The sequence below is a fragment of the Roseococcus sp. genome, assembly GCF_965227005.1.
GTDB lineage: Bacteria > Pseudomonadota > Alphaproteobacteria > Acetobacterales > Acetobacteraceae > Roseococcus.
The window spans coordinates 26,710-37,156 of record NZ_CBDDFJ010000004.1; the positions used below are offsets into that span (position 1 = coordinate 26,710).

A 10,447-nucleotide genomic window follows, 5' to 3' on the forward strand; every position below is an offset into this window, starting at 1 on the left:
TCAGCCCTCCACGCAGGCGGCGAGGGTGACGACCACCTGCGCGCGGTCCGACCAGAAGCTGCCATCGGAGAATTGCGCCACGGCCAGCAGCGTCTGCGAGGTGGCGAGGCGGATATGCGTGGCCAGGATCGCGCGGCCGGATCGCGGGCCCAGGCGCACGGTGAGGACATGCGGCTGCGGGTTGCGCTCGTTGAAGACGGCGATGGCGCGGACGTGGTCCTGCTCGGTCATCGGGCTCTGCGCGATGACGGAGAGCGGCACGGTGTTGCCGTTCTCCACCAGCGGCGAGATGTCCATCGCCACGCGGCCGGCCCGGACCTCCGCGCCCTGGGTGAAATCGCGCACGGCCTGGGCCATCGCCTCGGCCGAGGCGCGCGCGCCGCGCGGCAGGAGCAGCAGCGCGGGGGCGGCGAGCAGCAGGCGGCGGGGCGCGTTCATCGCGCCGGTTCCTCGCGCAGCGTGAGCAGCCAGGCCACCACGTCCTCGATCTCCTGCGCGCTCAGCACTGTGCGTCCCTGGAAGGCCGGGCCGACGCGATGCAGGCCCTCGGTGCGGTAATAGGAGGGCATGATGCTGTCCGGGTTCAAGCGGCGGCTGTCCATGAGGCGCAGGCGAAGCTCGGCCTCGGTCCAGCGCGCGCCGCTGCCGGCGAGGTCGGGCGCGAGGTTGCCCTGGGAGCGCTCCTCGGGAATGGGCGCGGCGTGGCAGAGCAGGCAGAGGCCGCGCTGGCGGTCGGCCGCGATGGCGCGGCCGCGCGTGGCGTCCTGCGCCCAGGCGGGCGCGGCGAGCAGCAGCAGCGCGAGGAGCTTAGCCGAAGGCATCGGCGGTGATCGTCTCGAACCAGTCCTCGGCATAGCCGGCCTCGGCCTCGCGGAAGGAGGCCGGCGCGTCGAGCGGGCTGGTGCCGCCGGCGCCGGGAATATCGGCCAGCACGCCCTCGGCCGGACGATAGACGCCGGCCACGGAGATCCCGTAGCCGGGCGCGACGAGGCTGTAGCAGGTGTTGAGCAGCCGTGGCTCGGGGAGGGGTACGCCGCGCAGCAATCGCGCGATGGCGTCGGCGCAGACGCGCGCCTGGGCATTGGCGGCGAAGGCGGATTTCGGCATGGCCCCGGCGATGCAGGCGTCACCGACCACATGCACCTTCGGCAGCAGCCGGGATTCGAAGCTGATGGGGTCGATCGGGCACCAGCCGGAGCGGTCCGCCGCGCCCGCAATCTGCGCGAGCGCGCCCGCGCGCTGCGGCGGGATGACGTTCACCACCGCGCCGGCATGGCTGCCGAATTCCGTCACGACCTCGCGCGCGGCGACCTCCACCCCCGTCACGCGTCCGCCGCCCGAGAGCGGCACGTATTCCAGCAGTCCCGGATAGAGCGCGGCCCAGGCCGCCTCGAAGAGCCGCTGCTTGGAGAAGGCATCCTTCGCGTCCAGCACCAGCAGCTTGGAGCGCGGCTTTCGGGTCTTGAGGTAATGCGCGATGAGGCTCGCGCGCTCATAGGGCCCGGGCGGGCAGCGATAGGGGTTGGCGGGGATGGCCATCACGACGGTGCCGCCATCCTCCATCGCCTCCAATTGCGCGCGCAGCAGCTCGGTCTGCGCGCCGGCCTGCCACGCGTGGGGCATGACCTCCGCGGCGGCGGCGTCATAGCCGGCGAGGGCGTCGAAGCGCAGCGCGATGCCCGGCGAGAGGACCAGACGGTCGTAGGGCAGCAGGCTGCCATCGGCGAGCGTCACGCGGCGCGCGGCAGCGTCGATGCCGGTGGCGGCCTGATGCACCACGCCGATGCCCTGCGCCCGCAGCGCGTCATAGCCGAAGCGCTGACGCTCCATGGGCCGCAGCCCGGCGATGACGGCATTGCTGGAGGGGCAGGCCGTATAGGTGGCGTTGGGCTCGACCAGCGTGACGGCGAGCCCGTTGCGCCGAAGCGCGCGGGCGCAGCTCGCGCCCCCGAAGCCGCCGCCGACCACCACGACCGCCGGGGCCGCCTGCGCCAAAGCGGGCGTGGCGAGCAGCCCCGCCAAGGCGCGGCGCGGAATCCTCATCGCACCACCCAGGCGGCGATGGCGCGGCTCTCGGCCTCGCTGAAACCGCGCGCGAGGCGATCCATCACCGTGGCCGGGGCCGTTCCCTCGCGGAAGGCGCGCAGCAGGGCCGCGACCTCGGCCGGGTCGCGCCCGCGCAGCAAGGGGATGGCCGCATTCGCCCGCGTCGGGGAATGGCAGCCCAGGCAGGCCGAGGCGCCGGGCGGCGCCTCCTCCGCCTGCGCCGGAACCGACAGCAGCAGCAGCAACAGCGCCCAGCGCGGCGCCATCGCCGTCACGTCCGGCGCAGGCTCGTGTTCTTCAGCGGGATCTCGCGCACGCGCTTGCCGGTGGCGGCGAAGATCGCATTGAGAACGGCCGGCGCGGCGACCGCGATGGTCGGTTCGCCCACCCCGCCCCAGAAGCCGCCGGTGGGCGCCACGATGGTCTCCACCTTGGGCATCTCGTCCATTCGCAGCACCTGGTAGTTGTCGAAATTCGTCTGCTCGATGCGCCCGTTCTTCACCGTGCACTCGCCGTAGAGCGCGGCCGAGAGCCCATAGACGAAGGAGCCCTCCACCTGGGCCGCGATCTGCTGCGGATTCACGGCATAGCCAGGGTCCGTCGCCGCGACGATGCGATGGATCTTCAGCACGCCGGCATCGCTCACCGAGACCTCGGCGCAGGCTGCCACATAGCTGCCGAAGCCGTGCGTCTGGGCGAGGCCGCGGAACACCTTCTGCCCCGCCACATCGGCGGCCGGCGTGCCCCATCCGGCGCGCGCGGCGGCGGCGTTGAGCACGGCCAGGTGCTTGGGGTGGTTCGCCATCAGCGCGCGGCGGAACTCCAGCGGGTCCTTGCCGGCGGCATGGGCCAGCTCGTCCATGAAGCATTCGAGATAGATGGTGTTCTGGTTCAGGTTCACCCCGCGCCAGAAGCCCGGCGGCACGTGCGGGTTGCGCATGGCGTGGTCGATGAGCAGGTTGGGGATGCCGTAGCCGATATCCGCCTCGTTGCTGCCGCTGTTCAGCCCCTGGAACACGACGGGGTCGCGCCCGTCGCGGATGTTCTGCGGGAAGATGCCGGCGACGATCGACTGTCCGGCGATGCGCATCCGCAGGCCCGTCAGATTGCCCTGCGCGTCCAGCCCGGCGGTCAGCTTGCACATGGTGACCGGGTGGAAGCGGCCTTGCAGCATGTCCTCCTCGCGCGACCAGATGAGCTTCACCGGCGTGCCGGGCATCTGCTTGGCGATATCCACCACCTGGCGCACCCAGTCATGCACCGCGCCGCGCCGGCCGAAGCCGCCGCCGAGATGGATCTTGTGCACCTCGCAGCGAGCTGGCGGCAGGCCGGCGGCCTCGGCAGCGGCGGCATGCGCGGCCTCGCCGTTCTGGGTGGGCGTCCAGACCTCGCAGCGCTCCGGCGTCCAGACGGCGGTGGCGTTCATCACCTCCATGCAGGCGTGGTTCTGATGCGGATAGGCATAGACCGCCTCGACCTTGCGCGGCGCGGCCGCGATGGCGGCGGCCGCATCTCCGGCGCGGTTGCCCACGGCGGCCTCGGGCGCGTCGAGCGCGGCCTTCATCACCTCGGCGAAAGCGGCTGACGAGGCCTGGGCATGCTCGCCCTCGTCCCAGGTGATCGTCACCGCATCGAGCGCGGTCTTGGCGCGCCACCAGGTGTCGGCGACGACGGCCACGGCGTAGTCGCCCACGCGCAGCACGCGCTTCACGCCCGGCATGGCCTCGGCGGCGGCGGAATCCACGCTGCGGACCTTGCCGCCGAAGACGGGGCAGGCCTGGATCGCGGCGTTCAGCATGCCGGGCAGCTTCAGGTCCATGCCGTAGACCTGGCTGCCGTTGAGCTTGGCCGCCGTGTCGAGCCGCAGGACCGGTTGGCCCACCAGCTTCCAGTTCGCCGGATCCTTCAATGGCACTTCCGTCGGCACGGGCAGGCGTCCGGCGGCCTCGGCGACCTGGCCGTAGGTGACGGTGCGCCCGGTCGGCGCATGGGTGATGACGCTGGCGGCCGCGCGGCACTCGCCCGCCGGCACGGACCAGGCATTGGCCGCCGCCTGAACGAGCATCATGCGCGCCGCCGCGCCGCCCTTGCGGACATAGTCGTTGCTCTCGCGGATGCCGCGGCTGCCGCCGGTGGACATATTCCCCCAGACCCGCCCGCGCGCGAGGTTCTGGCCCGGCGTGGGATATTCGGTCGTGACCTTGGCCCAGTCGCATTCGAGCTCCTCGGCGACGAGCTGGGCGAGGCCGGTGAGCGTCCCCTGGCCCATTTCCGAGCGGGCGATGCGGATGACGACGGTGTCGTCGGGCTTCACCACCACCCAGGCATTTACTTCGGGTGTGGCGGGCGCGGCCGTCTGGGCCGCGGCCTCGCGAGGGAGGGGGATGCGAAAGCCCAGGGTGAAGGCGCCGAGCGCCGAGGCGGCGTTGGCGAGAAGGCTGCGGCGGTTGGGCCGGCTGATGGCGTTCATGGCTCCCTCCCTCAACCGGCCGTGGCCGGGCCGGCCGCGCGCTGGATGCCCGCGATGACCCGGTTGAAGGTGCCGCAGCGGCAGATATTCGTGATCTCGTCGCGGATCTGCGCCTCGGTCGGGCGCGGCGTCGCGGCGAGCAGGGCCGCAGCGGCCATGATCATCCCCGACTGACAGAAACCGCATTGCGGCACATCAAGCGCGAGCCAGGCCTGCTGGATGGGATGGCTGCTATTGGGCGAGAGGCCCTCGATGGTGACGATCTTCTGGTTCTCGTCGAAGGCCGAGACGGGCATGGCGCAGGCCCGCATGGCGGCGCCGTCTACATGCACGGTGCAGGCGCCGCATTGCGCGATGCCGCAGCCGTATTTCGTGCCGGTGAGACCGAGCTGCTCTCGGAGCGCCCAGAGCAGGGGGGTGTCGTCCTCAGCCTGGACCTCCACGACCTGACCGTTGACGTTGAGCTTCGCCATCTTGTCTCTCCTGGTCCCTTGGGCGACGCCGGGCGTCGCGGCGCGCGGTCATTGCCGCGGCGCAGGATCCCGAGCCTATCAATCGGCGAGCGGCGGCGACAGTTAAATCCGGGGCGCCGCGATGCAGGTCAGGCGGTGATCCGTCCGGCGCTGGCTAGCAGACTTTCATGCCGAGGCTTTGCGCCAGGGCGACCGCCTGATCGATGGAGATTTTAGCGCCCCGGAACCGGCTGGCACCAACCACGGACAGGCCAGAAATATCGGAGGTCCGAAGGTCGGCATCCTCGAAGCGGGCTCGGTCCAACGTGGAGTTGCGGAGGCTGCATCGCTCGAGAATGGCGCCCCGGAAGTCGCATTCGGTCAGGTCCGCCTCGGAGAGGTCCACGCCCGTCAGGCATGCCTTGCGGAAGGAGAAGCCGGGCAGCAGGGCGAAGGTCAGGTTCGATTCCGAGAAATGCACGTCGAGCGCGCGGCACTGGTTGAAGTCGGCGCCGGTCAGCTTGCACCCATCGAAGCTGCAGCCACGCAGTTTGGTGCCGTGGAACTTCGCGTTGGTGACGGTCGAATTCGCGAAAACGGCGTCGCCCAGGTCCGCTCTGGAGAAGTCAGCTCCCGCCAGCTTGCAGGACGCCCAACGGGTGCTGTCCAGCGATGCGGCGCGAAAGCGCCCATCGCGGAAATCACAGCGCTCAAAGACCCACCCGGTCAGGTCGAACCCGGTAAAATCGACGCCAGGGGCACTGCACTCCTTGAGCGTGACGATGGAGCCCAGGGCGGCGAGCCGCGTCACCTCATCGGGGCTCAACTCGGCGCCTTCAACGACTGTCATGCGGGGCATTATGCCGGAAAGAAGTGCCGGGCTCCAACGCATCGGCGGGGGACTCAGCGGATCGCGGTGTAGGTTGTGGACTCATAAGCTCTGGGCCAGAGGCGTATCGCCACGCGCTTCGACAAATCAGCCAGGAACTTCCTCGCTGCCGTCTCCCTCGTCGCATCACGCCCCTGGCTCAGAGCTTATGAGTCCACAACCTAGGCGCCCTTGTCTCGGTCCGAGAATACTACCTCTCGTGCTACGTGAAGGCCGGCAAGCTGCCCAAGCCCAGCCTGGCGCTGGGACCGAGGCAACCTCGCTGGGACCGGGAAGAGCTTGAGGTATTTCTGGTCGAGCGGGCGCTTGCGGCACCGACGGCCAGTCACGTTGAAGCGGAAGGCGCCGGGCTCCCCGGCCGAACAGCCACGCGGCAAGATCGTGTGGACCTGATGCGGATTTGGGACGCATTAGGCGACGCCAGCCGCCAGGCGCTGCTCTTCACGGCCGTCGCGATGGCGAAGGCCGAGGGGGTTTCGAAGACCTGATGACTGCTGCTCAGCGAGGAGCGCATCGGCCGCGAGCTGGTGGCAGCTCAGGAGCGCGGCGAGGTCGCAACCCAAGAGACCGGCCGGTCAACAAGTGTCCGCGATCCGGACACTTCACCTACCACCCCCACCGACATCGGGGTCCCCCGCCAGCGCGCGCACGAGATGGAAAGGCTCGCCGAGGTTTGCGAGGAGCGCATCAACGTGGAATGCGCCGGCGACAAGTCGAAACTCACTGATGCCGATGACGGGCACTTTTATGCTCCCGCAATTAATCACCTTGGCTGGCGCTAACACTGTGGCAAGATGCGAGGACGCGGCGAGGTCCAAGATGTCAGGAAGTGATCAATCTTCTTTCCAGCCCAAGGCCACAACGCCTGACGGCATCAAAATCGAGAAAGCGGCGAGAGCTTTACTAAAAAGTGTCTTGAAGCAATCCGTCGACGATCGGCGAGAGTTCGGAGGCGTGATTTACCGTGATGATACTACCGGGAAGATTGGATGGACGGGACCGTTTCGGGGCCATGCTTCGGGGCGCGTTGACGTTCAGCAAGATGCTGAAAATCGCGGCTGCCCGGTCGGTACAACGCCCGTTGCGTGGTATCATACTCATCCGGTGAAGGAGTTCTACAATATTCAGAACGGTGTGCTGATCACCATGGGGGCTGAATGGGACAAGTTCATTGGCGGTGACGAGGATCTTTCGAACAAGTGGGGCCTGACCGGTTACGTCGCAACCTTCGATGGCCGATTCTGGCGCTACGACCCGCCACCTTCCACGATGATCAATGGTAAGCCGACCAGTGAGGCCTTTGCCAAAGGCAGATGGGGGCCGCTGAACGGCAAGCTTTAACCCACAGATAGAAGGCGGCGCCTGCTTGTCGTCTCATACCGCAGGAATCACCAGGTTCCCGAGCCTCTTCAGCCCGGTGGTAGCTTTCTAAGCCTCACCCCCGGCCCTTCGCCATTCTCCGCGACGAAGATGACGCCGGCGGCTTCAAGGGCGGTCTGGATCGCTGCGACTGTGGCTGGCTTCAACGCTTCGCCGCGCTCCAGTCTCGCGATGGTGTCCGTAGCGAGCCCCAGCAACCCAACGACGACCACGACGCAACCGACACCGGGCGTCGCACCGCCGACCAGCCCTGGCACTGCTAGTGCTCCGGGATCTGTGACCCGGACGCCGGGTATGCCGGGCTCGCCCGGGACCGGGCCAACGGCGGCTCAACGGGCCCATCCGACGGCACGGGAAGTTCGTCCGGCGGAACGGGTGGTTCCTCGTCGGGTTCCGGCGGTAAAGCCGTCCCATCCGAGTGGGTTAGGGAAGGGGGGCCGGCTCGTCGAGGGCTGGCCCCATTCAGTCGCGGGGAGCGGCCCACCGACAGCGATAGTAGACACGGGATTAGACATCCGCGCCTCACCATCATCTAAGCCATTGAAAGAGATGGCGTCCCTTAGGGGATTCGAACCCCTGTTGCCGCCGTGAGAGGGCGGTGTCCTAGGCCTCTAGACGAAAGGGACGTACTCGGCCGGTGTCGAGCTTCTACCCACCCTTGCTCCCGGGATCAAGCGGGGGGGCGCGAAGTAAGCCCCGCGTTCAGCGCACGGGCACCGACGCTCCGGGAATGACCTCGCCCACCGGGCGTCCGGTCTTCGCGTCGAGGAAGACGATCCGGTCCCCATCCGGCCGCTGCACCAGCACGGCGAAGCGCCCCTCGGCGCCGGCAATGCCGGCGATGCGGCTGCCCGGCGGCAGATCCAGCGTCATCGGCGGCAAAGGCGCGGCACTCCCGCGTCCGGAGCGCTGGACGAGGATGACGCCGAGGGCCACGGTGCCGGCGACGATCATCACCCCCATCACCACAACCAGGATTTTGAGTGCCCGCATTTGTCTAAGACCCATGAAATCAGCACGACCGAAGCCGACCACGGCATGCGCCTGGACCGCTTCCTCGCGGAGCGGATAGGCGGTCTCTCTCGCTCCCGCGTCAAGGCGTTGATCGAACAAGGCCACGCCACCCGCGACGGCGAAGTGGTGACCGAGCCCGCCCATATCGTGCGCCTCGGCTCCACCTACACCATCTCGCCGCCCTCGCCGGTGCCGGCCAGGCCCGCGGCCCAGGCCATGGCGCTCGATATCCTCTTCGAGGACCGCGACCTGATCGTGCTGGACAAGCCGGCGGGCCTCGTCGTCCATCCGGCGCCGGGCAATGCCGACGGCACGCTGGTCAACGGCCTGCTGGCCCATGCGGGCGAAGAGCTGGAGGGAATCGGCGGCGAGAAGCGCCCGGGCATCGTCCACCGGCTCGACAAGGACACCTCGGGCATCATGGTCGTGGCCAAGACCCAGGTGGCGCACCAGGCGCTCTCGGAGGCCTTCGCCGCCCGCGACCTGGACCGCGAATACCTGGCCCTCGTCTGGGGGCTGCCGAGCCCGCCCAAGGACGAGATCGAGGCCGCCATCGGCCGCCACGCCACCGACCGCAAACGCATGGCCGTGGTCGAGCTGCGCTCGAAGGGCGGGGCCGCCGGCGCGACCTCGGGCAAGCACGCCATCACCCGCTACGCGACCGAGCGGAACTGGTTCAGCGCCGTCACCCTGCTGCGCTGCAAGCTCATGACGGGGCGGACGCATCAGATCCGGGTGCATCTGTCCCATCGCGGCCACCCTCTGGTGGGCGACCCGGTCTATCTCCGGCGCACGCCTGCCTCAAGCAAGCTGCTGCCCGCGGATCTGCGCGAATCGCTGCTCTCCTTCCCGCGCCAGGCCCTTCACGCGGCGAGCCTTTCCTTCAAGCATCCGGTCCACGGCGGCGTGCTAACCTTTCGCTCCGACCCGCCGAAGGACATGCAGGACCTTCTGGATCAGCTCGGCCAAGCCGCCGGCTGAACCCTTTAGATCCTCTGGATAACCCATCCTCTGGCTTACAGGACCGAAATGGTTCGGTTTCCCTTGCCAGGGGCTTCGAGATGGGATTAGGCTACCGCATTGGCATCGCACCGGGGTGCCGCTCGAAGACCCAGGCTGCTGACACCGCCCCCTCCGTGACTGGGGTGGATGCAGCCGGGAGGGCCCCGGTGGCGTTCCGCCTCAGATGCCGCGCATCCGCCGCCGTCACGGGGTGGGTGCGCGACGCAGAAGGAAGGCTTACACATGGCGTCCCTCAGCATTCCCATGGCCCCCGAAGGCAACCTGTCCCGCTATCTGCAGGACATCCGCAAGTTCCCCATGCTCGCGCCGGAGGAGGAGTTGAACCTCGCCAAGCGCTGGCGTGACGTCGCCGACGAAAGTGCCGCCCATAAGCTCGTTACCTCGCATCTGCGCCTCGTGGCCAAGATCGCGATGGGTTACCGGGGCTATGGCCTGCCCGTCGGCGAGCTCATCAGCGAAGGCAATGTCGGCATGATGCAGGCGGTGAAGCGGTTCGATCCGGATCGCGGCTTCCGCTTGGCCACCTACGCCATGTGGTGGATCCGCGCCGCCATTCAAGAATACATCCTGCACAGCTGGTCGCTCGTGAAGATGGGCACCACGGCCGCGCAGAAGAAGCTGTTCTTCAACCTCCGCCGGCTCAAGGGCCAGATCGGGGCACTGGAGGATGGCGACCTGCAGCCGGAGGTGGTCACCAAGATCGCGACCACCCTGGCCGTGCCGGAGCAGGACGTGATCAGCATGAACCGCCGCCTCGGCGCGCCGGACAACAGCCTCAACGCCCCCGTCCGCGCCGATAGCGAGGGCGAGTGGCAGGACTGGCTGGTGGACGAGTCCGAGAGCCAGGAGGTCGAGCTGGCCGAGCGGCAGGACATGTCCAACCGCAAGGACATGCTGAACGGCGCGCTGCGCACGCTGAACGAGCGCGAGCGCCACATCCTGATCGAGCGGCGCCTCAAGGACGAGCCGACCACGCTCGAGGAGCTGAGCCAGCAGTACAACATCAGCCGCGAGCGCGTTCGGCAGATCGAGGTGCGCGCCTTCGAGAAGCTTCAGAAGAGCATGAAACAGCAGATCGTCGAGCGCAGGCTTTCGGTCGGCTAACCCGAGTTACGGTTTTATGAGAATGCGAGGCGGCGCCGGGGAACCGGCGCCGCCTTTTTCATGCGCTCA

General features: G+C 68.4%; 12 protein-coding genes, 1 tRNA gene and 1 pseudogene. 5 read left to right on the top strand and 9 right to left on the bottom strand.

Going from position 1 to position 10,447, the window contains the following annotated elements:
• The 7 genes from ACO057_RS01720 to ACO057_RS01750 all read right to left on the bottom strand — a co-directional run bounded on the left by ACO057_RS01720 (nucleotide 1) and on the right by ACO057_RS01750 (nucleotide 5,818).
• Complete coding sequence (locus ACO057_RS01720; protein WP_421988623.1) at nucleotides 1-438, bottom strand: SoxY-related AACIE arm protein; 438 nt, start codon at nucleotides 436-438, stop codon at nucleotides 1-3.
• Nucleotides 435-821: a sulfur oxidation c-type cytochrome SoxX gene (gene soxX, locus ACO057_RS01725; protein ID WP_421988624.1), complete on the bottom strand. Its 387-nt coding sequence runs from the start codon at nucleotides 819-821 to the stop codon at nucleotides 435-437. The genes ACO057_RS01720 and soxX overlap by 4 nt, the downstream gene beginning before the upstream one ends.
• Entirely contained in the window at nucleotides 808-2,043 is a 1,236-nt protein-coding gene (locus ACO057_RS01730; RefSeq protein WP_421988625.1) for an FCSD flavin-binding domain-containing protein, read from the bottom strand. The genes soxX and ACO057_RS01730 overlap by 14 nt, the downstream gene beginning before the upstream one ends.
• Entirely contained in the window at nucleotides 2,040-2,312 is a 273-nt protein-coding gene (locus ACO057_RS01735; RefSeq protein WP_421988626.1) for a c-type cytochrome, read from the bottom strand. The genes ACO057_RS01730 and ACO057_RS01735 overlap by 4 nt, the downstream gene beginning before the upstream one ends.
• 5 nt (nucleotides 2,313-2,317) lie before the next feature.
• The gene (locus tag ACO057_RS01740; protein WP_421988627.1) at nucleotides 2,318-4,516 is read right to left on the bottom strand and encodes a molybdopterin cofactor-binding domain-containing protein; all 2,199 of its coding nucleotides are present in this window, start codon (nucleotides 4,514-4,516) and stop codon (nucleotides 2,318-2,320) included.
• Nucleotides 4,517-4,527: 11 nt separating this feature from the next.
• Nucleotides 4,528-4,989: a (2Fe-2S)-binding protein gene (locus tag ACO057_RS01745; protein ID WP_421988628.1), complete on the bottom strand. Its 462-nt coding sequence runs from the start codon at nucleotides 4,987-4,989 to the stop codon at nucleotides 4,528-4,530.
• A gap of 154 nt (nucleotides 4,990-5,143) precedes the next feature.
• On the bottom strand, nucleotides 5,144-5,818 hold the full coding sequence (locus ACO057_RS01750; protein WP_421988629.1) for a pentapeptide repeat-containing protein: 675 nt from the start codon (nucleotides 5,816-5,818) through the stop codon (nucleotides 5,144-5,146).
• A 99-nt stretch (nucleotides 5,819-5,917) separates the two neighbouring features.
• On the opposite strand from ACO057_RS01750, the pseudogene ACO057_RS01755 reads away from it, so the two are divergent.
• From ACO057_RS01755 to ACO057_RS01765, 3 genes and pseudogenes are all read left to right on the top strand, one after another.
• Nucleotides 5,918-6,022, top strand: a pseudogene (locus ACO057_RS01755) (IS5/IS1182 family transposase); the annotation flags it as partial.
• A 41-nt stretch (nucleotides 6,023-6,063) separates the two neighbouring features.
• Nucleotides 6,064-6,345: a hypothetical protein gene (locus ACO057_RS01760; RefSeq protein ID WP_421988630.1), complete on the top strand. Its 282-nt coding sequence runs from the start codon at nucleotides 6,064-6,066 to the stop codon at nucleotides 6,343-6,345.
• A gap of 238 nt (nucleotides 6,346-6,583) precedes the next feature.
• Nucleotides 6,584-7,198, top strand: a complete 615-nt coding sequence (locus ACO057_RS01765; protein WP_421988631.1) for a DUF4329 domain-containing protein — start codon at nucleotides 6,584-6,586, stop codon at nucleotides 7,196-7,198.
• A gap of 589 nt (nucleotides 7,199-7,787) precedes the next feature.
• Here the strand turns inward: ACO057_RS01765 and ACO057_RS01770 are convergent.
• Together ACO057_RS01770 and ACO057_RS01775 are read right to left on the bottom strand one after the other, a co-directional pair.
• Nucleotides 7,788-7,863, bottom strand: a tRNA-Glu gene (locus ACO057_RS01770).
• A gap of 76 nt (nucleotides 7,864-7,939) precedes the next feature.
• Nucleotides 7,940-8,395, bottom strand: coding sequence for a DUF6476 family protein (locus ACO057_RS01775; protein WP_421988632.1), 456 nt, complete (start codon nucleotides 8,393-8,395; stop codon nucleotides 7,940-7,942).
• Here ACO057_RS01775 and ACO057_RS01780 point away from each other — a divergent pair.
• Complete coding sequence (locus ACO057_RS01780) at nucleotides 8,276-9,232, top strand: RluA family pseudouridine synthase (protein ID WP_421988633.1); 957 nt, start codon at nucleotides 8,276-8,278, stop codon at nucleotides 9,230-9,232. The two genes, ACO057_RS01775 and ACO057_RS01780, sit on opposite strands and share 120 nt — an antisense overlap.
• 264 nt (nucleotides 9,233-9,496) lie before the next feature.
• On the top strand, nucleotides 9,497-10,378 hold the full coding sequence (gene rpoH / locus ACO057_RS01785; protein WP_421988634.1) for an RNA polymerase sigma factor RpoH: 882 nt from the start codon (nucleotides 9,497-9,499) through the stop codon (nucleotides 10,376-10,378).
• Nucleotides 10,379-10,447: the final 69 nt, after the last annotated feature.